Origin of the sequence: Sinorhizobium fredii (assembly GCF_002944405.1) — a bacterium.
Taxonomy (GTDB): domain Bacteria; phylum Pseudomonadota; class Alphaproteobacteria; order Rhizobiales; family Rhizobiaceae; genus Sinorhizobium; species Sinorhizobium fredii_C.
In genome coordinates this window covers 2,126,425-2,153,402 of the sequence record NZ_CP024307.1, presented here as the reverse complement: position 1 = coordinate 2,153,402, position 26,978 = coordinate 2,126,425, and the positions used below count along the sequence as shown (strand labels likewise).

The 26,978-nt window shown below is 62.0% G+C and carries 23 protein-coding genes; 12 read left to right on the top strand and 11 right to left on the bottom strand.

Translation table 11 applies throughout. The features are described 5' to 3' along the window. Positions 1–232: 232 nt before the first annotated feature. The 3 genes from NXT3_RS10620 to NXT3_RS10610 form a co-directional block, all read right to left on the bottom strand. A complete protein-coding gene (locus NXT3_RS10620) occupies positions 233–868 on the bottom strand; it encodes a TetR family transcriptional regulator (RefSeq protein ID WP_104839311.1) in 636 nt (211 codons plus the stop codon). A 248-nt stretch (positions 869–1,116) separates the two neighbouring features. Beyond that, positions 1,117–4,227 carry an efflux RND transporter permease subunit gene (locus tag NXT3_RS10615; RefSeq protein ID WP_104839310.1) on the bottom strand — a complete coding sequence of 1,037 codons (3,111 nt, stop codon included), beginning with the start codon at positions 4,225–4,227 and terminating at the stop codon, positions 1,117–1,119. Next, positions 4,227–5,342: an efflux RND transporter periplasmic adaptor subunit gene (locus NXT3_RS10610; RefSeq protein WP_097524905.1), complete on the bottom strand. Its 1,116-nt coding sequence runs from the start codon at positions 5,340–5,342 to the stop codon at positions 4,227–4,229. The genes NXT3_RS10615 and NXT3_RS10610 overlap by 1 nt, the downstream gene beginning before the upstream one ends. Before the next feature lie 100 nt (positions 5,343–5,442). On the opposite strand from NXT3_RS10610, the gene NXT3_RS10605 reads away from it, so the two are divergent. The 3 genes from NXT3_RS10605 (at position 5,443) to NXT3_RS10595 (ending at position 8,376) form a co-directional block, all read left to right on the top strand. After that, positions 5,443–6,030: a TetR/AcrR family transcriptional regulator gene (locus NXT3_RS10605; protein ID WP_104839309.1), complete on the top strand. Its 588-nt coding sequence runs from the start codon at positions 5,443–5,445 to the stop codon at positions 6,028–6,030. 171 nt (positions 6,031–6,201) lie between these two features. After that, positions 6,202–7,500, top strand: coding sequence for a beta-ketoacyl-ACP synthase II (gene fabF, locus NXT3_RS10600; RefSeq protein ID WP_104839308.1), 1,299 nt, complete (start codon positions 6,202–6,204; stop codon positions 7,498–7,500). A gap of 60 nt (positions 7,501–7,560) precedes the next feature. Further along, positions 7,561–8,376: an oxidoreductase gene (locus NXT3_RS10595; protein ID WP_097524902.1), complete on the top strand. Its 816-nt coding sequence runs from the start codon at positions 7,561–7,563 to the stop codon at positions 8,374–8,376. 488 nt (positions 8,377–8,864) lie between these two features. Here the strand turns inward: NXT3_RS10595 and NXT3_RS10590 are convergent, their stop codons facing one another. Next, complete coding sequence (locus NXT3_RS10590; protein ID WP_037424228.1) at positions 8,865–9,569, bottom strand: aspartate/glutamate racemase family protein; 705 nt, start codon at positions 9,567–9,569, stop codon at positions 8,865–8,867. 335 nt (positions 9,570–9,904) lie between these two features. Between NXT3_RS10590 and NXT3_RS10585 the strand changes: the two genes are divergently transcribed. Genes NXT3_RS10585 through NXT3_RS10565 form a run of 5 tightly spaced genes read left to right on the top strand, consistent with a single transcriptional unit; the run spans position 9,905 to position 15,632 of the window. Beyond that, the gene (locus NXT3_RS10585) at positions 9,905–11,227 is read left to right on the top strand and encodes an NAD(P)/FAD-dependent oxidoreductase (protein WP_104839307.1); all 1,323 of its coding nucleotides are present in this window, start codon (positions 9,905–9,907) and stop codon (positions 11,225–11,227) included. A 53-nt stretch (positions 11,228–11,280) separates the two neighbouring features. Continuing rightward, positions 11,281–12,408 carry an NAD(P)/FAD-dependent oxidoreductase gene (locus tag NXT3_RS10580; protein WP_104839306.1) on the top strand — a complete coding sequence of 376 codons (1,128 nt, stop codon included), beginning with the start codon at positions 11,281–11,283 and terminating at the stop codon, positions 12,406–12,408. Beyond that, the gene (locus NXT3_RS10575) at positions 12,389–12,691 is read left to right on the top strand and encodes a (2Fe-2S)-binding protein (RefSeq protein ID WP_104839305.1); all 303 of its coding nucleotides are present in this window, start codon (positions 12,389–12,391) and stop codon (positions 12,689–12,691) included. The genes NXT3_RS10580 and NXT3_RS10575 overlap by 20 nt, the downstream gene beginning before the upstream one ends. Beyond that, positions 12,688–14,208 carry an NAD(P)/FAD-dependent oxidoreductase gene (locus tag NXT3_RS10570; RefSeq protein WP_097524898.1) on the top strand — a complete coding sequence of 507 codons (1,521 nt, stop codon included), beginning with the start codon at positions 12,688–12,690 and terminating at the stop codon, positions 14,206–14,208. Before NXT3_RS10575 ends, NXT3_RS10570 begins: the two co-directional genes overlap by 4 nt. After that, on the top strand, positions 14,205–15,632 hold the full coding sequence (locus NXT3_RS10565; RefSeq protein ID WP_097538257.1) for an aldehyde dehydrogenase family protein: 1,428 nt from the start codon (positions 14,205–14,207) through the stop codon (positions 15,630–15,632). Before NXT3_RS10570 ends, NXT3_RS10565 begins: the two co-directional genes overlap by 4 nt. Before the next feature lie 223 nt (positions 15,633–15,855). Here the strand turns inward: NXT3_RS10565 and NXT3_RS10560 are convergent, their stop codons facing one another. The 4 genes from NXT3_RS10560 to NXT3_RS10545 all read right to left on the bottom strand — a co-directional run bounded on the left by NXT3_RS10560 (position 15,856) and on the right by NXT3_RS10545 (position 18,780). Further along, positions 15,856–16,212, bottom strand: coding sequence for a cupin domain-containing protein (locus NXT3_RS10560; protein WP_037424240.1), 357 nt, complete (start codon positions 16,210–16,212; stop codon positions 15,856–15,858). Between the two features lie 462 nt (positions 16,213–16,674). Further along, on the bottom strand, positions 16,675–17,202 hold the full coding sequence (gene mobB / locus NXT3_RS10555) for a molybdopterin-guanine dinucleotide biosynthesis protein B (protein ID WP_097524896.1): 528 nt from the start codon (positions 17,200–17,202) through the stop codon (positions 16,675–16,677). Next, positions 17,199–17,840, bottom strand: coding sequence for a molybdenum cofactor guanylyltransferase MobA (gene mobA / locus NXT3_RS10550; RefSeq protein ID WP_104839982.1), 642 nt, complete (start codon positions 17,838–17,840; stop codon positions 17,199–17,201). The genes mobB and mobA overlap by 4 nt, the downstream gene beginning before the upstream one ends. Positions 17,841–17,871: 31 nt before the next feature. After that, positions 17,872–18,780, bottom strand: a complete 909-nt coding sequence (locus tag NXT3_RS10545; protein ID WP_037424247.1) for a DMT family transporter — start codon at positions 18,778–18,780, stop codon at positions 17,872–17,874. Between the two features lie 420 nt (positions 18,781–19,200). Here NXT3_RS10545 and NXT3_RS10535 point away from each other — a divergent pair, with 420 nt between their 5' ends. Next, positions 19,201–21,744, top strand: coding sequence for a methyl-accepting chemotaxis protein (locus tag NXT3_RS10535; protein WP_104839304.1), 2,544 nt, complete (start codon positions 19,201–19,203; stop codon positions 21,742–21,744). Positions 21,745–21,890: 146 nt separating this feature from the next. Here NXT3_RS10535 and moaA read toward each other — a convergent pair whose 3' ends face one another. Continuing rightward, a complete protein-coding gene (moaA, locus tag NXT3_RS10530) occupies positions 21,891–22,940 on the bottom strand; it encodes a GTP 3',8-cyclase MoaA (protein WP_097538259.1) in 1,050 nt (349 codons plus the stop codon). Positions 22,941–23,101: 161 nt separating this feature from the next. Here moaA and NXT3_RS10525 point away from each other — a divergent pair, with 161 nt between their 5' ends. Next, positions 23,102–23,476: a gamma-butyrobetaine hydroxylase family protein gene (locus NXT3_RS10525; protein ID WP_097525058.1), complete on the top strand. Its 375-nt coding sequence runs from the start codon at positions 23,102–23,104 to the stop codon at positions 23,474–23,476. Between the two features lie 108 nt (positions 23,477–23,584). Here the strand turns inward: NXT3_RS10525 and NXT3_RS10520 are convergent, their stop codons facing one another. Next, the gene (locus NXT3_RS10520; RefSeq protein WP_097524891.1) at positions 23,585–24,112 is read right to left on the bottom strand and encodes a MarR family winged helix-turn-helix transcriptional regulator; all 528 of its coding nucleotides are present in this window, start codon (positions 24,110–24,112) and stop codon (positions 23,585–23,587) included. 17 nt (positions 24,113–24,129) lie between these two features. Between NXT3_RS10520 and NXT3_RS10515 the strand changes: the two genes are divergently transcribed. Together NXT3_RS10515 and NXT3_RS10510 are read left to right on the top strand one after the other, a co-directional pair. Continuing rightward, a complete protein-coding gene (locus NXT3_RS10515; RefSeq protein ID WP_097524890.1) occupies positions 24,130–25,047 on the top strand; it encodes an alpha/beta fold hydrolase in 918 nt (305 codons plus the stop codon). Positions 25,048–25,129: 82 nt separating this feature from the next. Then, on the top strand, positions 25,130–25,738 hold the full coding sequence (locus NXT3_RS10510) for a pyridoxamine 5'-phosphate oxidase family protein (protein WP_104839303.1): 609 nt from the start codon (positions 25,130–25,132) through the stop codon (positions 25,736–25,738). A gap of 29 nt (positions 25,739–25,767) precedes the next feature. Here NXT3_RS10510 and NXT3_RS10505 read toward each other — a convergent pair whose 3' ends face one another. Next, entirely contained in the window at positions 25,768–26,838 is a 1,071-nt protein-coding gene (locus tag NXT3_RS10505; RefSeq protein ID WP_097524888.1) for a GGDEF domain-containing protein, read from the bottom strand. Positions 26,839–26,978: the final 140 nt, after the last annotated feature.

Below are 26,978 nucleotides of genomic sequence, written 5' to 3'. Positions count from 1 at the left end.
CATGTTTTTAATCGGGGCCGGTTTGCCGGCCCCGTTTTGTTGGTGGCGCATCAGAGAATCAATTTTCAACTCCCGGGGGATTGCCGCAAGACATCTGAGCCGCAGCAATTTGAGGTGCGCCGTGAAGTTTCAACGAGCCTCGGGGTGGCAGAACTCGGCTGTCGACCCGTTGCTGTCGTCGAGGGTGCGTACGTTTGAAGCCGCTGCGTACACGCCCCAGAGCGAACCTTGGTCAGCCGCTCGATGCGGCGGTGAAAACCGCCAACTGGGCGTCGAAAGCACGCTTGTATGCGGGCCACGCTTCGCCGCGGGCGACATAAACGGAGAGGTTCGTGCATTCCTCAAATAGTCCCGATCCCTTCAACCTCTGGCCGAGAGCCTTCTGGATAAAGCGGAACTGCTCGCGCAGGGCCGCTTCGGTGTCTTCGCCGCGTCGAACAGAGTGCTCGATCAGAATCGGGTGGAAGAACGGCGTGAACGCGGTGTTGACCGCACACGCCGTTTCAGCGGGATCTTCGACCTCGAACTCGTCCGCCTCTTTGCCTTCGCGGACGATCGCCTCCAGGATCGTCATCATCCGCTCCTCATGCGCCTTGATGACCGGCCAGTCTTCCCGCGCGGCCGTCGCAACAAGGGCATGCATGCGCTTTTCCTCGGTCAACTGCATCTTATTGTGGTGGTGAACCGCGCTCAGGATCTGCTCGAGCTTCTCCAAGGCCGGCACGTTCCTGCTCGCGATCGCAACGGCCACGTCGGCGGCCCGGCTCAAAATCCGGCCGCAGACGGACTCGCTGATCGCATCTTTGGAAGGGAAAAAGCGGTAGATATTGGCTCGACTCATGCCGAGTTCGGTGGCGATGTCGGCCATCGATGTCTACTGATGACCGATGCGGTGGAAGTGCTCTTCCGCCACGTCCAGGATGCGCGCCCGCAAACTGTCGGTATAAGTTCCCGGTCGGTCCGGATAATTCATGAATGTCTCCAGAGCGGATGAACGGATCTGCCGGACCCAGCCGGACGATCATCCTGTAAGCGCTATGATCGCGGGCCGGCCGTGTGTCGTGTTCAGTCAAGGCCGGCGCGCGGCGGCTGACCGGTCTCAGCGGCGGCCGGGCACTACTCGGCCGCCAGCGCTATGCGTACTTTCGGCTCCTCCGTCGACACCTCATGGATCTCATCTGCAGTCGGCTTGATCCGGAACCACGTCGCGTAGAGCGCCGGCAGGAACAGCAGGATCAGCACCGTGCCGACCGCCGTGCCGCCGATCAGGGTATAGGCCATGGATCCCCAGAACACCGAGTGGGTCAGCGGGATGAAGGCGAGGACTGCAGCGAGGGCTGTCAGGATGACGGGCCTCGTCCTCTGCACAGTCGCTTCGATAACCGCATGATAGTCATCGAGACCGGCCGCCTGGTTCTCCTTGATCTGCTCCGTCAATATCAGGGTGTTCCGCATCAGGATGCCGGCCAGTCCTATCAACCCGAGAATGGCATTGAAGCCAAACGGCTGATTGAAGAGGAGCAGCACCGGAACCACCCCGGCAAGACCGAGCGGCCCCGTCAGCATCACCATCGTCATCGTCGACAGGCTCCGAACCTGGAGGATGATGACGATCAGCATGGCGGCAATCATGGCAGGGAAAATCTGGACGAGTGCGACATTTGCCTTGAGGGACTCTTCGATATTTCCGCCCATTTCGATCCGATACCCGACAGGAAGCGTGGCGATCAATGGCTGAAGAGCTTTGAGAATTTCCTGCGATACTTCCGGTGGCTGGGTCGCCTCGTTGATGTCAGAGCGGATGGTGACGACCGGAGTGCGGTCACGGCGCTTCATGATCGGCTCCTCGAAGCGGACCTCGGAGTGGCCAATCTGGTCGAGCGGAATTGGTCGGCCATCCCTGCTCATCAGCGAGAAATCTGCCAATCTCGACGGATCAAGGCGGTTTTCGCCAGCACTCCGTGCGATGACAGGCACGTTGCGGATATTCTCGCGGACCTGCGTGATGGGTACCCCGCTCAGCAGCAATTGCATCTGCTGAGCAGCCTCTGCAGGAGAAAGGCCGATCAGGTTTAATCGCTCTTGATCAGGAATGAAGCGCAGAACGGGCGTGCGATTGCCCCAGTCGCGGTTCGCCTGGCGAACATCCGGCACACTCTTCATGATGGCGAGGGCCTGCTCGGAAATCCTGTACAACTGATCTGGATCCGGGCCCATGATTCGGAACTCAACCGGGAACGGTGTGTAGGGACCGAACACCAACTGTGTGACACGCACGGAGGCTTCGGGAGCGAGGCCACTGGAGACGGCTGCCCGCAGGCGATGCTTCAAAGCCTCGCGTGCATGGGCATCGGGCGTCAGCACCACGATCTTGGCGAATGCGGGATCCGGCAATTCCGGTGCCATGGCGAAGAAGAATCGCGGCGCACCCTGACCGATGTAGCTGGTCGCGATCTTCGCCTCGGGCTGGTCCTGCAGCCAGCGTTCGAGTTTCTTGACGGTGGCCGTGGTCGTCTCGATGCTCGTGCCTTCAGGCAGCCGAACTTCCACAAGAACCTCGGGACGGTCCGAGGTCGGGAAGAACTGCTGCTTTACGGACCCCATGCCGAGGACGGAGACGGCCATGACAACGCCGACGAGACCGCAGGTCAAGAATTTGTGACGGACTGCGAACTCGATGAGACTGCGAAGGCGCCGGTAATTGGGAGTGTTGTAGATGGCGTGATGGCCGCCTTCCACTGGCTTGATTGCGGGCAGCATCTTGACGCCGAGGTAGGGCGTGAAAATGACCGCGACGAACCATGAGACGATCAAAGCGAATCCGACGATCCAGAAGATGTTGCCTGCATATTCGCCGGCGGTGGATCGGGCGAATCCCACCGGCATCAGCCCAATGATCGTCACGAGTGTGCCGGATAGCATGGGCGCTGCCGTATGGCTCCAGGCATAGGCGGCCGCCTTGATGCGGTCCATGCCTTCTTCCATCTTTACCACCATGACCTCAATGGCGATGATGGCATCGTCAACGAGCAGACCGAGCGCCAGGATCAACGCGCCGAGTGTAATGCGGTCGAAAAAGCGCCCGGTTTCCAGCATGATGAGGAAGACGACACCGAGCGTCAGCGGAACTGCGAGAGCGACGACGATACCGACGCGCCAACCGAGGCTGACGAGGCTGACAAACAGCACGACGCCGAGTGCCATTGCGAATTTCAGCATGAACTCGCCGACGGCTTCATGGATGTTGACTGCCTGATCACTGACTTTCGCAAGCGTCATGCCGAGCGGCAGGGTTTGGGCGATCGCGGAAGATCGTTCTTCCAACGCTTTTCCGAGTTCGAGGCCGTTCCAGCCTTGCTGCATCACAACCCCAAGCATGATGGCGGGCTCGCCGTCATGCCGAATGAGATAGGTGGCCGGATCCTCATAGCCGCGGCGCACTTCTGCAAAATCTGAGAGCTTCAGCGTGCGTCCGGCTGCAACGATCGGCGTGTCGGCTATCGACTGGATGCTGTCATAGGCACCGTCGAACCGAATGAAAACCTGCGGCCCGCGCGTGTCGATCGATCCTGCCGGGGTCACGGTATTGCGTCGCTGCAAAGCGGCTGCGATGTCTTGTGCCGAGATCCCGAGAGTAGCCAGCTTGGCATAGGAGAACTCGACAAAAATCTGCTCCGGCCGTTCGCCCAGTATGTTGATCTTTTTGACGCCGGGTACATGAAGGAGATCCTGGCGAATGGTTTCGGCCTGCCGCACAAGGTCACGCATCGGCATACCCTTGGCCTTGAGCGCGTAAAGCGCGAAGCTGACGTCCGAATATTCGTCATTCACAAACGGGCCGAACACGCCTTGGGGAAGGTTGCGGGCTTCGTCTCCGAGCTTCTTTCGTGCCTGGTAGAACTCTTCCTCAACTGCACTGGGCGGCGTGCTGTCCTTCAACGTGACGGTCAAGAACGCGTATCCCGGCCGGGTTGTTGTCTCGACCCGGTCGTACCAGGTGAGTTCCTGAATGCGTTTCTCGAGCTTCTCAGCGACAAGATCCTGCATCTCACGCGCGGTCGCGCCCGGCCAGACGGACGTGACGGTAAGTGTCTTGATGGTGAACGAAGGATCTTCAGCTCGTCCCAGCTTGACGAAGGCATAGGCGCCGGCGGCAGCCAAAAGGACGATGAAGAACAGGGTGACGGCTCGCTCGCGGACGGCGAGTGCGGAAAGATTGAAGGTCATCAGTTTGCCGCCTCTGCCTTTTGCACGCCTGTACGCACACCCGCGCCGTCCTGCAGCAGATGCGCTCCCAGAGCGACGACGGGCTCGCCTGCCTTCAGACTGGAAACCACTGCGATCTCTTCGCCGATGTGTTCGATTTCCACCTGCCGGAAGTGGACGGTCGAAGATTTTTCATCGAAGATCCAGACGCCGGTTCGGCTGCCGTCATCCAAAACGGCGCCTACGGGCACCGCTGCATGCGTTTGCCCACTGCCATTGGAGATTTTGATCGTAACTGTCGCGCCAAGCGGGGCTGACGCTGCGGCGCCGTCCAACACCCAGCGCGCCTCATAGGTCCGGGTTCGAGGGTCAGCCGCATCAGAGATCTGACGAAGCCGTGCCTTGTCTTGCCGGCTTTCATTTCCGTAGATACTGGCCCCGGCTATTTCGCCGATCTGCGGGCGGAGAGATTCCGGGAGCCAAACAAGCGCCTCACGAGGTCCAGCTTGGGCAAGCCTGATCACGGTCTGTCCGGCTGCGACGACCTGCCCCGGCTCCCCGAGCGTCTCCACAACGGTTCCATCGCTGTCGGCAACCAGCAGAGAGTAGGTTGCCTCGTTTTCTGCGACTTTCGCTTCCGCTTCCGCCGCAGCAAGTTGGGCGGTAGCAGTGTCGAGTGCAGACTTTGCTTGCTCATAGCGCTGGGGCGTCGCGGCCAATCCGCCTTTCACCAGCGCGGCGTAACGCCTTTCGTCCGCTTCCGCCTGGACCACGACAGCCCGAGCTGCGACGACTGCATTGCGTTTTGCCGTAAGCGCAAGACGGAGATCGGTCTCATCGATGCGCATCAGGGGTTGACCGGCCCTGATCTGCTCGCCGACGTCCACATAGCGTTGGATGATCTTGCCGGGTACACGAAAGCCGAGGTTGCTCTCGACCCGGGCCGCGATCGTGCCTGTAAAACTGCGCTGGGCCGTCTCCGGCCTTTTCGCTTCCACCAGGCTCACGAGGGGCGGCGCGACGCGAGGATCTGCGGCTGCCGCCTCGACTCCCGATGGTTCGACGATGAACGCATATGCCGCGCCCCCGGCTGCAGCCACAAGGCCGATCGATGTGAGAAGAAATTTGCGCTTCATGTCAGATGACCCTTGTTAACGGGCGCCGCGTTCAATTAGATTGCGATCTAAATCTAAATGTGATATAGATGTCAAGTGAAATCTATTTGGAGGTCGATCAATGAGAGTTAGCCGAGCCCAGGCGGAGGCAAATCGCGAAGCGGTCATCAACGTGGCGAGCCGGCTTTTTCGAGAGCACGGCTTTGATGGCATCGGACTTAAGGATCTGATGAAGGGGGCCGGCCTCACGCAGGGCGGATTCTACAAGCAGTTCGAATCCAAGGACGATCTTGCGGCACAGGCCTCAAGGCGGGCGATGGAGCACGCGACCCGCAGATGGTCGTCTGTTGCTGCGGCAAGCCCTGATCCCCTTGAGGCCGTTATCGAGCTCTACCTGTCGACCGGCCATCGCGAAGAAAAGGGCGACGGCTGCCCCTTGGTGGCGCTTGGCGCCGATGCGGCGCGCCAAACCGAGGAGGTGAGAGCCCCGTTCCAGGATGGAATTCAAGCGCATCTGCAGATCCTCAACGAACTGATGGAGGAGACGAAAAGTCCCAAATCCTCTGAAAAAGCCATGGCAATGCTGTCGCTGATGGTGGGTGCCGTGACGATCTCTCGTATCTTGAACGAGGAAGAGATGTCGCAGCGCTTTCTTGCGGCAGCCGCGGACGAAGTTCGTCGGATCGCCGCCTCCGCAAGAAACACGTGAGATATCCACTTCCCGCCAACGGCGTTCGCACGATGAGTTCACGGATTCTTGCCCGCTCGGGCCTGAAGCACGTTCCGAGACCATCCGGAGAACACGGTTGCCGAAATGGATCCCGATCGAGCGTCTGCTCGGCATGCAGACGGATGAAACACAATGACAGTTGGAGATCACATGCGTCGTATCGTTATCACAGGGATGGGAGCCGTCAGCCCCCTCGGAGCCAACGTGACGACTTCCTGGTCTCGGCTCTTGTCTGGCCGTTCGGGCATCCGGCGGCTTGCGGATGATATCGTGAGAGACCTGCCGGCGAAGGTCGGTGGAACGGTGCCCTCCCTGGAAGAAGACCCCGATGCAGGCTTCGATCCGAATACCGTCTTTGCTCCAAAGGATCAGCGCAAGGTAGACCGGTTCATTCTCTTCGCATTGGCGGCGGCAGAAGAGGCGCTTAAGCAGGCGGGATGGAAGCCGGGTTCGGAAGATGACCGGACCCGGACCGCGACGATCATCGCGTCGGGCATCGGCGGGTTTCCGGCCATAACTGAGGCGGTGCGAACGGTCGATCAGCGCGGTGTCCGGCGTCTTTCACCGTTCACCGTGCCGTCATTCCTGGTGAACCTGGCAGCTGGACAGATTTCCATCCGTTACGGTTTCAAAGGGCCGATCGGCGCGCCGGTGACCGCGTGCGCGGCCGGCATTCAGGCGATCGGCGATGCGGCTCGTCTTATCCGCGCCAATGAGGCCGACATCGCCGTGTGCGGCGGAACGGAAGCGTGCATGAATATCGTCAGCCTCGGTGGTTTTGCCGCGGCACGCTCTCTTTCGACCGGCTTTAATGAAACGCCTGATCGGGCCTCACGCCCCTTCGACATGTTGCGTGACGGCTTCGTCATGGGCGAAGGCGCCGGCATCCTGGTCATCGAGGCGCTCAGTCACGCGCTTGCGCGCGGTGCGAAACCGCTCGCCGAGCTCGTCGGCTACGGCACGACAGCGGATGCCCACCACGTCACGTCCGGTCCCGAGGACGGCGACGGCGCGCGCCGCGCCATGGAGATCGCGATTGCCCAGGCCGGAATTTCACCGCGCGAGATTCGCCACCTCAATGCGCACGCGACCTCGACGCCAATTGGCGACCTGGGAGAAATCGCCGCGATCAAGAGGGTCTTTGGCACCGATTTCAGCGTCGCTGTCAGCGGAACGAAGTCGGCGACCGGGCACCTGCTCGGAGCTGCCGGCGGGCTTGAGGCCATCTTCACAATCCTGGCGCTTAAGGACCAGGTGGCCCCGCCGACTCTCAACCTGAACGCTCCCGATCCGGCCGGCGACGGGATCGACATCGTTGCGAACCAGGCTCGGCCAATGGAGATGGACTACGCGATCTCCAACGGCTTCGGCTTCGGCGGAGTTAACGCCAGCGCCTTGTTCCGACGCTGGACGGACACGCTGGCGGGCGTCGGATCGCGCCGCAATTGAAGTCTCGTCTCCTCAACGACAACGAAACGAAATTCAGCACAAAGAAGGAAATAGATCTCCATGAACAAAGCCAATCTTGGTGTCGCCCTGGTCACTGGGGCATCGACCGGCATCGGGCACGCTACCGCCAAAGCCCTTCAGCGGGCGGGTTTTCGAGTCTTCGGGACCAGCCGTCGTGCGGCCGCCGGAGGGACTGACGGCATCACCATGCTCACCTGTGACGTAACGGACGATGAGTCTGTGGCGAAGCTGATCGATGAGGTGCTCGCCGAGGCCGGACGCATAGACCTGCTTGTCAACAATGCCGGCATCGGCTTGCTCGGCGGCGCAGAGGAGTCCTCAATCGCGCAGGCACAAGCGCTGTTCGACGTGAACGTCTTCGGAGTTCTCCGGGTGACCAACGCGGTGTTGCCAATCATGCGGAGCCAAGGAAAGGGCAGGATCATCAACATAAGCTCCATTCTGGGGCTGATCCCGTCGCCCTACAATGCTCTCTATGCATCGACCAAGCATGCCGTCGAGGGCTATTCCGAATCGCTCGATCACGAACTGCGCACGTTCGGAATTCGAGTGGCGCTGGTCGAGCCAGGCTTTACCCGCACGGCGTTCGAGGAAAACCTGACTAAGCCTGATCGCTCGCTTGCTGTCTACGACGCGGTGCGCGCTGACATGGAAGTGCAGATGCGGAAGAGCGTGGAAAGGGGCGACGACCCCGAGGTCGTGGCAGAGACCGTTGTCAAAGCGGCAACGGCCAAGGCGCCTAGAAGACGTTACACCGCGGGAAAGCTGGCCGGCCAAGTTGGCTTGCTGCGCCGTTTGGTCCCCGAATCGGCGTTCGACAAGAGCTTGCGCAAACAGGCCGGGCTGCCGGTCTGATGTCGACAATAGACGCTACGCGCGAGGTAACTTGATTGGATTGCTAGAAACTACCGCGTGATAGCGAGTTTTGAAGGCCGCTGAAAAGTAAGCGAGCACCCAGGCGCTGAGGTTCGAGGGAGCGGAAGTCGAATGCGCAAGATGCCGGATGGCGGCTTCGCGCCCCTGTATCGCCTTGCTGAGGGCCAAAGTCGACCCTAAGCTGGCGTTCACCAATACCGATGGGAATGTGCAGTGCGGTTCCAAAAAGCGGACAATGAGGCGGCTGCTGGATGGACGCTTCCCGGAGAGTTCCCACGTCGGTGAAGCTGCGCTGCTCGCGTTGTTGATCAGGAGGTCAATTGGCCGAGATCACCTTCCATCTCGTTAAACGCGGTTCTGACTCGAAAGATGACACGACACCACTATAACCGTCGCCTGCTTTGCGATCAGATCGCGCAGTTTCAAGGCGGGCTGTTCGGGACTGCTGAAATCCGGCCAACGCCTGCCTAACTTTGCGCACTTTCCTGGACGCGGGAGCGCGCATTTAGTGCGGAGGACATGTGCAGCACACCGAGTTCAGGGCTCGTAAGTACTGGCACCGACGTCTCGCTCATCTCAGTTAGGGCATTTGCCATTGATGCTTGAGCAAGAACAACCACGTCGACACTACCCACGAGCGAACCGAGGCCTTCACGTATCATCGCATCATGCGCCGCCCTGTCACCGCTACGCAATTTGTCAAAGGCTCCTTCACAAAGACGACTGGTGACGGAAACGTTACGATCCATCCTATGAGCATGGCGTTCAATCAACTGGGTTGTGGGGATCATTGTTGTAGCCAGAGTTGCAAGGACGCCAATTCGATTGCCGCGCTGGATCGCCTCAATCGCCATCCCGTCATCTATACGGAAGAGGGGTACGGGGCAGAGCGGCATTGCCGCATCCACTGCAGGGCCGAGCGAGGAACAGGTGACGAGGACAGCCGAAGCCCCCGCATCCACCGCCGACCAAATGTGAGTCGCAAGCCTTCGCATGGTCTGAAGTGAAAGCGTGCCTTCGCGGATCGTGTTCCCCAGCAGGCTCTCATCCAACATGTTGAACGGCCGCCAACCGGGCAGATGGAGGCCAACGAGTTCATTAAACGCGGGGATGATCCCGGGGACAGTATGGATCATCGCGAGCGCAGGGGACTCATGAGTGTCTGCAGTCATGGCTTCATCTCTGTTTTTGATTGCGCACGCTCTTCAATTTGGGCCTGTAACAGCAGGGGCGACATGAAGCCGATCGCGGCAGCTGTCGTACTGGACCGGAAGTCGATTCAAAACCACTGTCGTCAGACGATGCTCTGTAACTTAGCCATTCGGCCGTCGAATACGTGACTGTCGCTCGGCCGAAAACGAAATTTTCTGCCGTGCCTGCATTTCTATTCGATGCATGCTGATCGCCTTCCTTCGGTAGCTTCGTCGTTGCCTCAGATGTTTCCTGCCGGAGGGGCAGGAAACAGTGCCGTATAGATCGGCCGTCAAAATCAGTTCAGGTCAGCCCCATGTCTCCAATTGTCAAACGCATACAGAACGATCAAGAGCTTCCCGCCAAGGCCGACGTTGTCGTCATCGGCGGCGGCATCATTGGTGCAACGGCAGCTTTCTTTCTGGCGGAGCGGGGGCTCTCCGTCGCTCTGGTCGAAAAGGGCCATGTCGGCTGCGAGCAGTCGAGCCGCAACTGGGGTTGGTGCCGCCAACAGAACCGGGATGAGCGCGAGCTGCCGCTTTCGGGTGTCGCGCTGCGGCTATGGGGTGAGTTTGAATCCAAAATCGGAGAGGACGTCGGCTTCCGTCGATGCGGCCTGCTTTACGCGACAGACAATCCCCGGCAGCTTGCGGAATGGGAAGCATGGCGCGATACGGCCCGCCAGTTCAACGTCAATACGAAGATGCTGAGCGCCAAGGAAGCGGCTGCCGCAATTCCGGCGAACGGCCGCCGATGGCTCGGCGGAGTGCATTCGATCGATGACGGCAAGGGCGAGCCTGCTATCGCCGCGCCGACGATCGCGAACGGCGCGCGCAGGTTCGGCGCGACGATCCACCAGGAATGCGCTGCCCGCGGCCTCGATCTGGTCAATGGAGCGGTCACGGGGGTGATCACCGAAAAGGGGATCATCCGGACACAAGCTGTTCTCTGCGCCGGCGGTGCCTGGACGTCCATGTTTTGTCGTCAGCACGGAGTTCTGTTTCCGCAGGCGAGCGTGCGCCAGACAGCGCTTCGTACGCGGCCGACAGCGGATCTGGGCGAAGCGATCTATACGCCGGAGTGTGCGTTGACCCGCCGGTTGGATGGCAGTTACACGCTTGCGATCAGCGGCAGGGCGATGCTCGATATCACGCCACAAGGCATTCGCTACGCCCGCTGGTTCATGCCGATGTTCATGAAGCGTCTGAAAGCGGTGCAGTTCGGCATCGGCAAATCCTTCCTCCAGGGTCCGGAGGCAATCGGAAGCTTGAACAAGAGCAAACCGACGGCCTTCGAGCGGATGCGCGTTCTCGACCCGCCGCCGAGCCGCCGCACCATCGCGGCTATTTTGAAACGGGTCACCGAGCAGTTTCCTGCATTGGCGGGAGTCGAAGTCGCCGACAGTTGGGGAGCCTACGTGGATTTCACGCCGGACGCGGTGCCGGTCATCTCGCCGGCCGACGGTGTGAGAGGTCTCTACCTGGCAGCGGGCGCCTCCGGCCATGGCTTCGGCCTGGGCCCCGGTATCGGCCGCCTGGCGGCCGACCTGGTTGCCAATGATACACCCTGTGTCGACCCCACCCCTTTCCGCCTGTCGCGCCTCCTTGATGGTTCGAAAGTCAAAGTCGGCGCGATCTGAGGGGCAGAACAGGAGAAAGCCGTTGGGGTGACGCGCCGAGGGAAGCAAGCGGAATGGACTACGACGTAATCGTCATCGGCGGCGGGCTGGTAGGGGTATCGATAGCCTGGGGTCTGTCGAGATGCGGACAAAGGATTGCAATCCTCGACGAGGGCGATGTGGCAAACCGGGCCGCCCGGGCGAATTTCGGTCTCGTATGGAGCTCTAGCAAGGGCCTCGGCAACGCCGCCTATTCGCGGTGGTCGCGAACCTCGACGGCGAACTGGCACCGGCTGGCAGCCGAACTCAAAGCCGAAACCGGTATCGATACCGGCTTTGTCCAGTCGGGCGGCTTCTCAATTCGGCTCACGCCAACGGAACTGGAACGCGGGATCGCATCGATGGCGAGGCTCGCCGACCAACAAGGAATGGACGCGGAAGGAACGCCGCCGCTCGAATATGAGATACTCGACCAGGCGGAGACGCGCCGCCGCTTGCCCCTCATCGGCGAGACAGTGGCAGGCGCGATTTTCAGCCCGCTCGATGGACACGCAAACCCGCTGCGGCTGTTCGCTGGCTTTCACAAGGCGCTGCAGCAGCGTGGCGTTCACTATTTTCCGCATCGCAAGACGACTGCGATCCGCCATCGCGCCGGCGGCTTCGAAGTGGCCGGGGAAGGCTGGAGGCTCGGTGCCGGCAAGATCGTGCTTGCGGCCGGCATCGGCAATACCGCGCTGGCCCCGATGGTTGGGCTGAGCGTTCCGCTCTCGCCCAGCCGCGGCCAGATCATCGTCACGGAGCGGCTGAAGCCCTTCCTCAGCCATGCCACCGGCTATCTGCGGCAGACAGACGAGGGCTCTGTGCTGATCGGTGAGAGCAAGGAGGCGACAATCGATCACCAGCGACCGCGAGGACCAATCACCGCAGTTCTGGCCGAACGCGCGCTACGCACCTTCCCACTGCTCAGGGACGCCAGGGCGGTGCGGATCTGGGCCGCATTCCGTGTGGTGACGCCCGACGGCTACCCCATTTACGAGCAATCGGAGCGGTTCCCAGGTGCGTTTGCAGTCGCCTGCCATTCCGGCGTGACGCTGGCGGCGAACCATGCGCTGGTCCTGCCGCGGCAAATTTCGGCCGGGGCGCTTTCTGAGGATCTTTCCGTATTTCATTCCCGGAGGTTCCATGTTCCGGCGGCTGTCTGACAGAAAAGAGAGCTCGGTCTCATTCACATTCAACGGCGTGCCGACCATGGCCAGCCAGGACGATAGCGTCGCCGCTGCCCTCTTGGCCGCAGGACATTGCAGCACTCGGCGCACCCCGGTGTCCGGCGCCGCCCGTGGTCCTTACTGCATGATGGGTGTGTGCTTCGAATGCCTGGTCAAGATCGATGGCCGGCCGAACCGGCAGGCCTGCCTGACCACCGTGGTGGAGGGCATGAGGGTTGAAACACAGAATGGCGCGGCCATGCCGGGGCAGGAAGAATGATTCAGAACATTCAGTCGGCCGCCGATCTCGCGCCTGCCTATGACCTCGTCGTCGTTGGCGCAGGGCCCGCCGGCCTCTCGGCAGCGATCGAAGCGTCGACCCATGGCCTCGCCGTATTGCTGGCCGACGAAAATGAATCGCCTGGCGGCCAGATCTATCGGTCGGTCGACCGGGCTTCGGACGGCGATCTCGCGCGCATGGGGCCGGACTACGCTGCCGGTCGGATGCTCATCGAGCGGTTCCGGGGCGCAGACTTGAACTATGCCCGCCGGGCGACGGTGTGGAGCGTCGGGCCGGCTGACGAGGAAACTGGCGACGGCGCGCATGCGCTCGAGGTCGGGATCTCGCTCGGCGGCATCGCTCGGCCGATCGCCGCCCATCGGGTGATTCTCGCAACCGGCGCGCTCGAGCGTCCGTTCCCTTTCCCGGGGTGGACCATGCCCGGCGTCATGGCGGCGGGAGCGGCGCAAATCTTGATGAAATCGTCAGGCCTGGTGCCCTCCGGGCGGACCATCCTCGCCGGGACCGGGCCGTTGCTGTACTTACTGGCAAGCCAACTTCTGCGGGCAGGCGTGTCCGTGATAGCGGTCGTCGATACCACGCCGGCCGGGAACTGGCGCTCGGCCCTGCCTCATCTGCTTGGTTTTGCCGCATCGCCCTATGCCCTCAAGGGCCTGAAGCTCCTCTTGGACGTTCACCGACGAACCCGCGTCATTCGCGGGGTGACCGCGCTCGAGGCGGTCGGTTCCGGACAATTCAGCGCCCTGCGGGTCCATCGCGGCGATAAGTCCCTGCACATTGAAGGCGACCTGCTCCTTCTGCACCAGGGGATCGCGCCGAACCTCAATCTCGCGCTCGCAGCCGGGTGCGACTACGTCTGGGACGAGCGCCTGGCAGCCTTCCGCCCAGCCGTCGACATTCGCGGCGCGAGTTCGGTTCCGGGGGTTTCGATCGCCGGTGATGCGGCGGGAATTGTCGGAGCGGTTGCCTCGGCTCACCAAGGAGAGCTCGCGGGCTTGACCGCAGCGCTCGACCTGGATCGCATTGGCCAGGGTGCCTACGAACAGCGCCGGAACGAACTCACGCGGAGGCTCGCGCGAGCCTTCAGGGGCAGGACTTTCATCGAGCATCGGTTCCGGCCCGGCAAAACGTTTCGCGTGCCCGAGGACGACGGCACCATCGTCTGCCGCTGCGAAGAAATCACAGCCGGCAAGCTGCGTAAAGTTGCGGCGCTCGGCGTGCCGGGCCCTAACCAAATGAAGGCGTTCACACGATGCGGAATGGGACCATGCCAGGGTCGGCTATGCGGACTGACCGCGGTTGAGCTGCTGGCGCAATGCCGTGGCGTTGCGCCCGGAGAGCTCGGTTACTATCGGCTACGCCCACCCATTAAGCCGGTAACATTGGGCGAGCTGGCCGCTTTGCCGCACACGGAGGCAGCCATCGTTGCTGTCGCCGGATTCGTGGAACGCGCCGCCGATGGCACGCAGGACGCCATACATGGGAGCCGCCAATGAAACATGCCCACAAGTTCTATATCGACGGTGAATGGGTCGAACCCACGGTGTCGAGGTCCCGCGAGGTCATCGACCCGTCCACCGAGCAGCCAATCGGAACGATCGCGATCGGCAGTGCCGCCGACGCCCAGAAAGCGGTCGCGGCCGCGCGGCGGGCCTTTGCCTCGTTCTCGCAGACGTCCAAGGAAGAGCGCGCCGAACTGCTGAAGCGCATTGTAACGATCCTGAAGCGCCGCAATGACGAGCTCGGCGACATCATCTCGCGGGAAATGGGCGCGCCGCTCGCCATGGCCCGGGCCGAGCAGGCCGCCATCGGCGCTGCCCATTTCGAGCAAACGATCAAGGCCTTCGAGACCTTCGCTTTCGAATACATGCAGGGCTCGACCCGCATCGTGCACGAGCCGGTCGGGGTCGTAGGCATGATCACGCCGTGGAACTGGCCGATCAACCAGATCGCCTGCAAGGTCGCTCCGGCACTCGCGACCGGCTGCACTATGGTGCTCAAACCCTCGGAGATCGCTCCGTTCAACGCCGTGATCTTTGCCGAGATCATGGATGAGGCCGGCGTGCCCAAGGGGGTCTTTAACCTCGTCCAGGGCGACGGTCCGACGGTTGGCGCGATGCTCGCCAGCCATCCGGACGTCGACATGGTGTCCTTCACCGGCTCGACCCGCGCCGGCATTGCCGTGGCGCAGGCCGCGGCACCGACGGTCAAGCGAGTGCATCAGGAGCTCGGCGGCAAGTCGCCGAACATCATCCTGCGCAGCGCCGACTTCGCAGCCGCGGTCGCCGCCGGCATTCGCCGGTGCTTCGGCAATTCCGGCCAGACCTGTACTGCGCCAACACGGATGCTGGTGCCGGCGGAGCGGATGGATGAAGCAAGCTCGATCGCCGCGAGGGAAGCGGCTGCGCTCGTTGTCGGTCCGCCTTCGGATCCGCGCACCGACCTTGGACCGGTGGCAAGCGCCGCCCAGTTCGACAAGATCCAGGCGCTGATCGAACGCGGCATCGCGGAAGGAGCGGAGCTCGTCGCGGGTGGCCCTGGCCGCCCTGCGCATCTCAATGCGGGTTATTACGTGCGCCCGACGGTGTTTGCCCGCGTCACCAATCAGATGACGATTGCACGGGAGGAAATCTTCGGCCCTGTGCTGTCGATCATCGGTTATGACACCGAAGAGGAAGCGATCGCGATCGCCAACGATACGCCCTACGGCCTCGCAGCCTATATTCAGGGGGATCCGAAGGAAGCGCGGGCGCTCGCAGGCAGGCTGCGGAGCGGCACCGTTCGCCTCAACAGCTCCGCGTGGGACAGCGCCGCGCCGTTTGGTGGCTACAAGCAATCCGGCAACGGTCGGGAATACGGCAAGTTCGGACTGCACGAGTTTACCGAAATCAAGGGCATCGTCGGCTTCCTGAACGAGTGAATGGTGTGCCCGGTCCGGATGCCTGGCGCACATCGCGCCTGATATTGGCCCCGCATAAGCAGGAGATGCTCGCGAGCCACGGCGGCTACACGGCCGGCATGACAGCACCGGGAACGCCGTCTTTCGAGCACTCACTGCGCGCCGAACCGCGTCGAGTTTTCTGAAGTCGCCTCATCTGGAAGTCTCAGGTGCGCCTACAGTCGGGCGCACCTGAGTTTTGCTGTCACTCGTAAACACAAACGTAGATCTTGCGTACAGTCTCGATCGTGCGCCAAACACCGACGAAACCAGGCTTCATGACGAAGCTGTCACCAGCGCGATAGGTCTTCGTCTCGCCGCCCTTCTCCTCGATTTCCACGAGACCCGATATGATATGGCAGAATTCATAGGTGGTCCCTTTGATCGAATGATGCTCGCCAGGCGTCGCCTCCCAGACGCCAGTCAGCACCTTCTCGCCTTTCGAGGCATCCTGTGCCCAGGTCTTGAAGAATGGATTCCCCGAAATGAGCCGTTCCGGTGCGGGGACCGCGTCCTTTGGTGTGAAGTCCGGATCGGTATCGATAGTAATCAACAGTGACATGTCATGTTCCTTATTTGGTTCGCGGGTGGCCGGATCGACGAGGGCGATTGCATTCTTTCCCGGCGCGGGGCGCCAGATGTTTTGAATGACGATGCTGCCCTCGCGGTTGAGCCAGCGATGTGCCTCTGAGCTGGCTCGGGCGTCACCCAGAATAGGTCGATGCAGGAGTTTGCTTTGCCAAATAGAGCGTCGGTCTAGCAGATAATCTCAAAAATTCGCCGCGAACCAGCGGACCTGCCCGCCCCTTGCGCCACCTGTCGCCGCGCCTGCGACACAGCGGCAGTTTCTTTTATTGTGAAACACTGAGCGCCTAATACCGCTCTCCACCCATTTAGGGCCGTTGGTAAGCTCACGCCAAATCCGTCCGGGCAAAATAGTGGCGGCAAAGCAAGTTAGCTGAACGCCCGGAAATCTGCAGCCAGACTTTTCAAGGCTCAGGAACGAGGGGCAAAATGGCGGTGGCTATCTAGACCAAGACGAGCGCCGCAGCCCGGTCGTCCTCTCGACGAAGTCGGCAATCGCTGCCGTGTCGTCAAGGTCGAAGACGGGAAGCTCGGTCTCGGCGACCGGGTGGTCGGCGGCGATCGCGACGATATGCGGGTCGGTTGGCGCGAGCGGCTCACGGTTCGCCGATTCCAGCCGGCGAGCCTCGATCTTCGGGATCGGTTCGCGCTTGTAACCCTCGATCAGCACCAGATCGCAGGGCGCCAGCCGCGCCAGGATTTCCTCGAAGCTGGGCTCCGGTGCGCCGCGCAATTCATGCATGATCGCAAAGCGGGTCGATGAGACGATCGTCACTTCGTGAGCACCGGCCTCGCGATGGCGATAGCTGTCGGCTCCGACCTTGTCGATGTCGAAGTCGTGGTGGGCATGCTTGACGGTCGACACCACATGGCCGCGCCGGGTCATTTCGCTGACAAGCCGGACCATGAGGCCGGTCTTGCCGGAGTTCTTCCAGCCGGCGATGCCGAAAATCTTGGATGCGGTCATGGTTCGGAATCCTCGAGGCGGTTCAGCCATTGTTCAGCTTCTTCAAGCTGCTGCGGGGTGTTGACGTTGAAGAACGGGTCGAGCGGCCCCGCTTTCGTCGCGGCGAGCGGGAAGTCTACCGCGACCGATGGATGACGGGCGATGAACGCTCGGACGCGGCGTTTCTCATCGGTGCGGATCCAGGCATCGAGATCGTCGGCGATCGCGATGGGCCAAAGGGCGAAGAGCGGATGCATCTCTCCGAGAGACCAGGCGACGGCAATTTCGTTTCCGGTGACCAGCGACCCCTGAAGCCGAGCAGCAAGCGTGGCCGGGAAGAAGGGTGCATCGATCGGCACCGTCAGAACATGGCTTGCCGCGGGCGCGATCTCGCCGGCGTGTCGTAGGGCGGTTAGCACGCCGGCGAGCGGGCCGGGCAAACCGGGCATCGTGTCCCCAAGGACGGGATAATCGCCGGGCAAGGCGATGCCCGGATCGGCATTGAGGTTGATTGCAATGCTGGCCGCTTGCGGCGACAGTCGCTCGACGACGCGGGCGAGCATGGATTGCCCGCCGAGCATGACCGCCGCCTTCTGTTTGCCCATGCGCGACGACCGTCCGCCGGCGAGAATGACTGCGGGCGGGCGGGGGCTCGTCATCGCGGTGTTTCCGGCCATCCTTCAGCGTCCTCTATTCGAGCGGCCCGCCGGGAGAGCGCTGCGCCACCGGTCGGCGCCCGCGCAGGCTCTCGCGATAGAAAGTGTAGAGGCCCGAGCCGACGATAACGGCAACGCCGGCCAGCATCCAGCGGTCCGGCGTCTCCGAGAAGAAGACGATGCCGATGGTGATCGCCCAGAGAAGGCTCGTATAGCGGAAAGGGGCAACCACCGAGATATCGCCGTCGCGCATGGCGAGCACGATGGTCTGATAGCCGAGCATGAGGAGCACGCTGGCGCCGGCGAGATGGGTCAGAGAACTTGCGGATACCGGCTGCCAGCCGCCGAAAGGGACGATCAGCGCGGCACCCATCAGCGTCGTCACGAGTGAAGTCGTGACGGAGATGAAGAGCGACGGCACGTCGGCGCCGATGCGGCGGGTGCAGAGATCGCGTGTCGCGGTGAAGAAGACGCAGGCTACGACCGTCAGTGCGGCCGGCGTAAAACCTTCAGGCCCGGGCCGGAGCACGATCAGCACGCCGACGAAGCCGATCACGATTGCGCTCCAGCGCCGCCATCCTACCGGCTCGCTGAGAAACAGCGCGGCGCCGAGCGTGACCGCCAGCGGCAGGGCCTGCATGATCGCCGAGGCATTGGCGAGCGGGATGTGACCGAGAGCGGAGATGTAGGTCAGCGAGGCCAATGCCTCCATGGCGATGCGGAGCATGATCACCGGCCTGAAGACTGTGCGAACCGGGCGTAGCGCGCCGAAGCGGTGGGCGATTAGCAGTATCATCAGCGTCGTCATCAAGCCGCGCACGAATATGATCTGACCCGTGTTCATGACGCCCGTGACGGATTTGACGAGGGCGTCGTTGCAGGAGAAACCGGCCATGGCAAGCGTCATGAAGGCGATGCCGCGGATATTGGCTGAGGAATGCATTCCCGATGACCTTGGCTGAGGGCGTTCTGGGCGGGACCGGGCGAATCCGTCGAGGCGCCCTGTGGTAGAGCTTTGACGTCCAAAGCGCGCAAACTCAAGGACGTGTTTGCGTCGGAAGCGTTTTGACGCGCGGCAAACTCGCTGCGCGGCTCTCAAGGACGCACGCGGTGCGGGCGCAGGTGCTGTCCATTCGCGGAATCTTAAGTTTCGCTGCCTATCGTCCCGATGATTCCGCAGTCCAATCGCATGATGCGATCGGTGGCGACGGCCCGGAAACGCAGCAGCCGTCGATCCCAGGACTGCCAGCCGAAGCCAGGGAGGTGCTTCCGCCGGCAGTCGTTGATGCCTGTGCTGCCGCCAGCGGCCGCCAAGCACTCCAACCGCGCGGACATGTTCCTCATAACAAAATCGGGGTTCGCAATGTCTGTCATCGATCGTCTTCTGCAGCGCCTGCGCATCGTCACGAAAGTCCTCCTTTTCGTCGTTCCGCTGGTGGCCTTGATCGCCGGTATCGGGCTTGTCGGCTTCTTTACGGCCCGTACGCTCAACGGCCACATGACAGTGACCCGCGAAACCATCAACAATCTGTCGGATTTCCAGGCCCTGCGCACTGCGCTGCAGGACTTCCTGGACGATCCGGGCGAGGAAAGCCGCGGCCGGCTCGCGATGATGATCGACGAGCAGGAGGAGGGGGTCAGGTCGCTCGAATCCTTGCTGACACGGGAAGAGGACCGGGCGCAGATCGCCTCTGTCGTCGCTCTCGGCGAAGCGATGCGCAGCCAGACCGACAAGCTCTGGGCCGTTCAGGTCGAACGCGAGACGGTGACGAAATCGCTGGAAGCGGCGCTCGCCGAAATGACCAAGAACGGCAACGGCGCCTATAAGCAGATCGACATCCTTCAGGAGGAATCAGGCGAGAAGGAAGCCTTCGCCAAGGCGCTGCTCTTCGATGCGGCCGCCTATCAGGGGCTCGCTGAGCGAATCAAGAAGTTCCGCCTGCCGGTGACGATGGCCGTCAATCCCGACGCGAAGATCGAACAGGCCACCAAGCTGCTGCCGCACCTGATGAAGCAGATTGGCGAATCCGAGCGGATCGCCTCCGACCAGGTCAAGAAGCCGATCGCCGAGATCAAGGAGCAGGCGCAGAAGATTCAGGCGATTCTGGCCGGAGTACAGGATAACGAAGCGAAGAAAAACGCCTTCGTGCCGATCCTCAGCAAGTTCTCCAAATATGAAGCCGACTTCGCCAAGGAGGCTGCGAAGAATTCCGATACGGCCGCCAAGCGCTTCGTCAGCATGGACGGGGAAATTTCCACGTTGAAGACGCTGATCGCGCTGATGGACGACACGTTCAAGGGCCTCGCCAGCACCCGGCTGCACATCAGCGAACTGCACCGCAAGCTCGACGCGGCGAGTCGCACGCCGATCGTCGCCGACATCAACGCCGTTCGCGAGACGGCCGGCAAGCTGTCAGACCTCGGTGGCAAGAACGCCGCATTGCGCGACCTGCCGGCCAAGCTCGGGCCGTCGCTGGACGATATCGACAAGGGCAGCGCCGCCTTGATCGATGTGGGCGCCCGGTGGCAGGCCGCCAAGGCGGAAGCTTCGAGCCTTGTTGCGAAGGCGAGCGCCACGCTCGAGAGTTTCGTCAGCAGCGCTCAGGAAGCGGGCAAACAGGATAGCCAGCGTTCGGCGACAGTCTCGATCGTCGCCATGGTTGCCGGCACGCTGCTTGCGATCATCGGTGGGCTGATGCTCGTCGAGACGCTGCGTGGTCCGCTGAAACGGGTCACCGAAACCATGACCCGGCTTGCCAAGGGCGACCTTGAAGTGGCGATCGAAGGCCGCAATCGCGGCGACGAGATCGGCGACATGGTGCGTTCCGTCGCCGTCTTCCGCGACAATGCCTTGGAAAATATCCGGCTTGAGCGCGAAGCCCAGGCGGCCCGTACCCTGTCGGCCGAGGAGGAGGCGCGGCGATCCGCCGAACGCGCCCGCATCGAGGCCGAGCAGATGCAAGCGCTCAATGCGCTGTCGGACGTCCTTGCGCAGCTCGCCGCCGGCAACCTGGAAGAGGGTATGGCGGAGGATCTGCCGGCCGACTACGTGATGATGGCGCGGACCTACAACAATGCCGTCGACGCGCTCCGCGCGACGCTGACCGATGTCCGCCTCGTCACCGAGGAGATCACCGGCGGCACCGGCAATCTCTCGGCCTCGGCCGACGATCTGGCGCGCCGCACCGAGCAGCAGGCGGCAGCACTCGAGGAAAGCTCACGCGCCCTGCGGCAGCTCACCGAAATCGTCCGCACCACCGCCGAGAGCGCTCGCAAGACCACCGTTTCGGTCGACGAGACGAACTCCTACGCCCAGCATTCCGGTCAGGTCGTCGCCAAGGCGATCGACGCCATGGCGGAAATCAACCGCTCGTCGGAAAAGATCGGCACGATCATCGGCGTCATCGACGAGATCGCCTTCCAGACCAACCTCCTGGCGCTCAATGCCGGCGTCGAGGCTGCGCGCGCCGGCGAGGCGGGCCGCGGCTTTGCCGTGGTGGCGCAGGAAGTCCGCGAACTGGCCCAGCGCTGCGCCGGCGCAGCACGGGAGATCAAGGGACTGATCTCGGCAAGCTCCGCCCAGGTGCGCAGCGGCGTGGCATTGGTCCAGGAGACTGGCGATGCCCTGTCGGTGATCAACGACCATATCGGAACCATCCACCAACTGGTCGCCAATATCGAAGCCGCCGCCGCCGAACAGTATACCGGCCTCAACGAGGTCAACGCGGCCGTTCACGAGGTCGAACTGATCACCCAGCAGAACGCCGCCATGGTCGAAGAGAATACCGCGGAGATTCACGGCCTGCGGCGGCAGGTGGAGGTGCTGAACGAAAAGATCGAGCGGTTCAAGACCGGAACGGGCGGCCAGGATGTGCAGGGCCAATATCGGTCGACCTACGCCGCGTAGTTGGGAATTTGCCCCTCACCCTAGCCCTCTCCCCGCAGGCGGGGAGAGGGGACAAGGCGGCGGCATACCCCTTCGCCCCGCTCGCTTGGAGAAGGTGCCGGCAGGCGGATGAGGGGCAATATTCTCGCGCCGACGTCGCTTTAATGTCAGCCGCCGGTTACGCTCATGTGGCGGGCGACCGCCGGGCGGTTGTGCTCGCGGTCGATGATGAAATCATGGCCCTTCGGCTTGCGGCCGATCGCTTCGTCGATCACCTGGTAGAGATAGGCGTCGTCGTCGGTGGCGCGCAGGGCGGCGCGCAGATCTGCGGCGTCGTTCTGGCCGAGGCACATATAGAGCGTACCGGTACAGGTGAGACGGACGCGGTTGCAGCTTTCGCAGAAATTATGGGTCATCGGCGTGATGAGGCCGAGGCGGCCGCCGGTTTCCGCCACCTCCACGTAACGGGCGGGGCCGCCGGTACGGTAGGGAATGTCCTTGAGCGTGAACTCCCTCTCGAGCCGCTCGCGCATCTCCGAGAGCGGCAGGTAGTGATCGGTGCGGTCCTCGTCGATCTCGCCCATCGGCATGGTCTCGATCAGCGTCAGGTCCATGCCGCGGCCATGCGTCCAGCGGATCAGCTCGGGGATCTCGGCATCGTTGAAGCCCTTGAGCGCCACCGCGTTGATCTTGACCTTCAGCCCGGCCGCCTGTGCTGCATCGACGCCTTCGAGGACCTTCGCAAGCTCGCCCCAGCGGGTGATCTCGCGGAACTTGTCCGGATCGCGCGTGTCGAGCGAGACGTTGATCCGCCGCACGCCGCAATCAGCCAGTTCGGCGGCGAATTTCGAGAGCTGTGAGCCATTGGTGGTCACCGTCAGTTCGTCGAGCCGACCTGCTTCGATTTCCTTGCCGAGTTCGCGCACGAGGAACATGATGTTCTTGCGCACCAGCGGCTCGCCGCCGGTGAGCCTCAGCTTGCGTACGCCCTTGGCGATGAAGGCGGAACAGAGCCGGTGCAGCTCTTCCAGCGTCAGAAGATCCTTCTTCGGCAGGAAGGTCATGTGCTCCGCCATGCAATAGGTGCAGCGGAAATCGCAGCGGTCGGTGACCGAGACGCGCAAATAGGTGACCATGCGGCCGAAGGGGTCGATCATCGGCGCGGTCATTCTGTCGAGCGGTCGTGCGTTGGTCTGGTCTATGGCGGCCGTGTTCAAGTCTGTTCTCCCTGCGCCCCCAATGTCGTGACCGAAAGAGGTCGCGTCAAGGCGCATAACGTCGCAAAGTGTTCTTGAAATATCGGGAAAGTCGCCTTCGGGAGATTTTCGCCGGTTCAATTCTGCTTTACTCAACGAGGGCCGAGAAACGGAGCATGACGATGAGTGAATTCTGGCCGACCGAACTGCGTGTATCGAAGGATCGCCACCGGCTGACGGTGAGCTTCGACGACGGCGCCACCTTCGATCTTTCGGCGGAACTGTTGCGCGTGCTTTCCCCATCGGCGGAAGTGCAGGGCCACGGACCGGGCCAGCGCGTGACAGTTCCGGGCAAGCGCAACGTCCAGATCATCTCGGTCCAGCCGACCGGCAACTATGCGGTAAGGATCGGTTTCGACGATTTCCACGACACGGGTATCTACACCTGGACCTATCTGCGCGAACTCGGCGAGACGGGCGAGGAGCTCTTCAGGGCCTATGAGCAGGAGCTTGCCGACAAAGGCATGTCGCGCGACAAATCCGAGAAGCCGCGCTGATCAGCCTTGTGCATGTCGCTCAAAAGTGTGCAGCGGTTTTGGGATGACGACATGCACAAATCAAAAGCTTAAAGCGCGCCGCGTGAATACGTTTGAACGCATGGCGCTTTAGCTTTCGCGATCTGGAAGTTCGCTATCTTCCTTGAGCAGGGTCGAGATGATCCGCTCCATTGATTCCGCGACCTTCATGCAATCCTCGATCGGAGAGCCGGCGTGAGAGCTTTCGATCAGCGCCGTCTGGATTTCCATCGCCTCTTCGGTGAGTGCCTGGCCAGCTGCGGTCAGTGACAGCCGCAGCACCCGTTTGTCCTTGGCATCGCCACGGCGCTCGATCAGGCCGCGCCTCTCGAGCTGCGGCAGCAGCATGCTCATGTTGGAACGGCCGACGAGCAGCTTGCGCGCGAGTTCCTGCTGCGAAATGCCATCGAAGCGGTAAAGATTGATCAGGATGTCGAGATGCGGCGGCTTGATTTCCAGATGGACCAGTCGGCGGGTCAATGTCTGCTGCATCAGCTGGCAGGCACGTCCGACTGCGATCCAGCTGCGAAAGCGGGGATGCTCCCAGGGAAAATGGTGATCTTCGGTCGTCACTTGATTTTTGTTCATCCTTGGACAAATATGTTCATGATTGAACATTAAGGGCTCGATTCACTATGGCATCCTTTGCGACCAAGGTCATCCGCCTCTCGCTCAAGGCCGTGTCGGCGGTCTCTCCCGCGGCCGCCGGCGAAATGGCATTTCGGATATTCTGCCTTACCCCAAACCGCAAGCCGAAGAATGGCAAGGAACGGGCGTTGCTGAGCGCTGCGGCGCCGTTGATGGAGCAATCGCGAAAAATCACGCTGTCTTTTGCCGGCGGCTGGGTGTTCGTCCGACACTTCCCGCGCCACGGAAGCGGCAGGGGACCACGCGTGCTGCTCACACATGGCTGGGGATCGCGCAGCGACTACCTGGCCGCGCTGATCGATGGCCTGCTGGCGGCGGGCGCCGAAGTTGTCGCGCTCGACTGGCCGGGGCACGGCGGTTCGCCGGGCCGCTCCCTGACAATGCCGCAGGCGGTGCGGGCGATCGATGCCGCATGGCGGCACTTCGAGGGTTTCGATGTCTGCATCGGCCATTCCTTCGGCGGCGCCAGCCTGGCCTGTGCGGCGGGGGGCGTGGTTTGCGATCTTCCTGCGCGTGTGCCGGGGAAGCTGGTGCTCATCGGCGCGCCCAGCGAGATGGCTTGGCTCTTCCAGGGCTTCGGCAAGATGATGGCGCTTGTACCGGCGGCGCAGGCGGCGTTCGAAGGCATGGTCGAGCGCCTGTCCGGCCGCCGCGTCGAGGATTTTGACGCCGCAGGCGTCACGGCTGCGCTCAACAAGCCGGTTCTTGTCGTCCACGCCGAAGACGACAAGGAGGTCTCCGCCGACCATGCCCGCCGATACGGCGCGAGCGGCCCGCATGTCGAACTGCATTGGGCGAACGGCCTTGGCCACCGCCGCATCGTTTCCGCATCGCCCGTCATCGAGAAGATCATCGCTTTCCTTGGCGAAGGTCAGCAAACGGGGCATCTCAGGAAGATCGCATGATGCCGTCATCGGGACGTCATGCTATTCCGGCAAGGGACGGCGCTTCTGCGCAGGAGTGCATCGCCGGATCGGAGGACGAAGAATGACGATCATCAGGACGGTTGAGGAACTGAAGGCGCTTTACGGCGAAGCGGGCGAGGCATCGATCGTCAAGGTTACGCAGACGCTCACTGCAGAATACCGTCAGATGATCGAGGTCTCGCCGTTTGCGGCAATGGCGACCGTTGGACCTGAGGGTCTCGATTGCTCGCCCCGAGGCGACAATCTGTCGGTCGTCCGGATTGCCGACGACCAAACCCTGTTGATGCCGGATTGGCGGGGCAATAATCGCATCGACTCGCTTGTGAATATCGTCCGCGACCCGCGCGTCGCGCTCCTCTTCCTCGTTCCCGGCTCGAACACCACTATGCGGATCAACGGGACGGCGGTCGTCAGTATCGATCCGGCCTTGATCAGTTCCTTCGAAGTCAACGGCAAACATCCGCGCACCGTCGTCGTCATCACGATCGCTGAAGTTTACTTCCAGTGCGCGAGGGCATTGCTGCGTTCGCAGCTCTGGAACCCGGAACGCTTCGTCGATCCGGCCTCGCTGCCGACGCCCGGCGCTTTGTTGAGGGCGGCAAAAGCCGATTTCGACAAGGATAGCTATGACCGGGAATGGCCCGGCCGCGCCGCAATGACGATGTGGTAGCCCCGGGTTAGCCCCGGAGCTTCGGGCTGTCAGCGACGATAGATCAGCCAGTTGCGACCGGAATCCTTGCGCATGCCTTCCTCGAAGAGAGCCGTCCTGTTGCGCCCTGAACTCTTGGCTGCGTAGAGCGCGATATCGGCCTTGTGGTAGAGGTCGAGCGGATCGTCCGCCGCCGTTGCCATGCACACGCCGACGGAGAGCGTGATCGGGCCGTAGTTGACGCCGGTCTTGGAGTTCTTGAGCGGCGTGCTTGCCAGAATGGCGCGGATGCGGTCGGCGGCCTGCAGGCATTCCTCCTGCGTGCTGTCGTTCAGGATGACGGCGAATTCCTCGCCCCCGGTCCTGGCAACGAAGGCGTCCCGGCGGAGATTGGCGCGAATGACGGTGCCGACGGTGGAGAGGATCTTGTCGCCGACCGGGTGGCCGAAACTGTCATTGACCTTTTTGAAATGGTCGATGTCGACGACGAGCAAGCCCGTATAGTTGCGCATTTGCTCGTTGTTGTAGACCGCCGCGAGAGTCTCGTCGAAGGCACGCCGGTTGCCGAGCCGCGTCAGCGAATCGGTGTTGGCGATGCGCTTGTACTCATCGAGTTCCTGGCGGATCGCTTCCATCTCGAAGGATTTCTGAACGACGGTCTGAACGCGCTCCTTGCCCTGATTCATAGTATCCGCGGTCGCTTCGCTCAGAATGTCGATCGCGTGGCGGAGGAGGTCGGCGCTCGCCGCACTCTTGCTGGTGATGTTCAGATAGGCCTCGTCGAGGACCTTGTTGTAGCTCTCGAGCGCGTATTGTTCGTCGCGCAGGAGCGTGACCAGTTCGCCAAGCTTTGCCGCCAGCGTGCTATGGGCGCGCTCGATCCCGCGCGAATGGTGGATGTTGCTGAAATAGCGCGCACCGATCGCATCGAGCTCTTCCTGCGTGGCGCGGCTGCCGAGCGCTGCAAGATCCTTCGACAATTGCGGGTTCGAGCCGAGATAGGCCTCGTAGTAGAGCTCATAATTGCGCGGAATCGGCGCAACGCCCATCATGCGCATTGCGTGGGTAATTTGCGCAGCGATATCCGGCGTCGGCGTCCTGTTCGAAGTTACCGTCTGCATCTGCCAACCTTTAAAATAAAATTCAAATAGTCAGCTATTTTCTAGGAGTAAAAGCTTTGTGAAATCTTAATGTTTGCTTGGGTGCGTCGATGCAGTTCGAATGATTTGCATGAGGAGGCCGCGGCGCCGGCGGGCGACCG

Coding starts and splice junctions, on each gene's coding strand:
- NXT3_RS10620 (WP_104839311.1), bottom strand. CDS start 868: ATGGCCGACATCGCCACCGAACTCGGCATGAGTCGAGCCAATATCTAC.
- NXT3_RS10615 (WP_104839310.1), bottom strand. CDS start 4,227: ATGACCTTCAATCTTTCCGCACTCGCCGTCCGCGAGCGAGCCGTCACC.
- NXT3_RS10610 (WP_097524905.1), bottom strand. CDS start 5,342: ATGAAGCGCAAATTTCTTCTCACATCGATCGGCCTTGTGGCTGCAGCC.
- NXT3_RS10605 (WP_104839309.1), top strand. CDS start 5,443: ATGAGAGTTAGCCGAGCCCAGGCGGAGGCAAATCGCGAAGCGGTCATC.
- fabF (WP_104839308.1), top strand. CDS start 6,202: ATGCGTCGTATCGTTATCACAGGGATGGGAGCCGTCAGCCCCCTCGGA.
- NXT3_RS10595 (WP_097524902.1), top strand. CDS start 7,561: ATGAACAAAGCCAATCTTGGTGTCGCCCTGGTCACTGGGGCATCGACC.
- NXT3_RS10590 (WP_037424228.1), bottom strand. CDS start 9,569: ATGACTGCAGACACTCATGAGTCCCCTGCGCTCGCGATGATCCATACT.
- NXT3_RS10585 (WP_104839307.1), top strand. CDS start 9,905: ATGTCTCCAATTGTCAAACGCATACAGAACGATCAAGAGCTTCCCGCC.
- NXT3_RS10580 (WP_104839306.1), top strand. CDS start 11,281: ATGGACTACGACGTAATCGTCATCGGCGGCGGGCTGGTAGGGGTATCG.
- NXT3_RS10575 (WP_104839305.1), top strand. CDS start 12,389: ATGTTCCGGCGGCTGTCTGACAGAAAAGAGAGCTCGGTCTCATTCACA.
- NXT3_RS10570 (WP_097524898.1), top strand. CDS start 12,688: ATGATTCAGAACATTCAGTCGGCCGCCGATCTCGCGCCTGCCTATGAC.
- NXT3_RS10565 (WP_097538257.1), top strand. CDS start 14,205: ATGAAACATGCCCACAAGTTCTATATCGACGGTGAATGGGTCGAACCC.
- NXT3_RS10560 (WP_037424240.1), bottom strand. CDS start 16,212: ATGTCACTGTTGATTACTATCGATACCGATCCGGACTTCACACCAAAG.
- mobB (WP_097524896.1), bottom strand. CDS start 17,202: ATGACCGCATCCAAGATTTTCGGCATCGCCGGCTGGAAGAACTCCGGC.
- mobA (WP_104839982.1), bottom strand. CDS start 17,840: ATGACGAGCCCCCGCCCGCCCGCAGTCATTCTCGCCGGCGGACGGTCG.
- NXT3_RS10545 (WP_037424247.1), bottom strand. CDS start 18,780: ATGCATTCCTCAGCCAATATCCGCGGCATCGCCTTCATGACGCTTGCC.
- NXT3_RS10535 (WP_104839304.1), top strand. CDS start 19,201: ATGTCTGTCATCGATCGTCTTCTGCAGCGCCTGCGCATCGTCACGAAA.
- NXT3_RS10525 (WP_097525058.1), top strand. CDS start 23,102: ATGAGTGAATTCTGGCCGACCGAACTGCGTGTATCGAAGGATCGCCAC.
- NXT3_RS10520 (WP_097524891.1), bottom strand. CDS start 24,112: ATGTTCAATCATGAACATATTTGTCCAAGGATGAACAAAAATCAAGTG.
- NXT3_RS10515 (WP_097524890.1), top strand. CDS start 24,130: ATGGCATCCTTTGCGACCAAGGTCATCCGCCTCTCGCTCAAGGCCGTG.
- NXT3_RS10510 (WP_104839303.1), top strand. CDS start 25,130: ATGACGATCATCAGGACGGTTGAGGAACTGAAGGCGCTTTACGGCGAA.
- NXT3_RS10505 (WP_097524888.1), bottom strand. CDS start 26,838: ATGCAGACGGTAACTTCGAACAGGACGCCGACGCCGGATATCGCTGCG.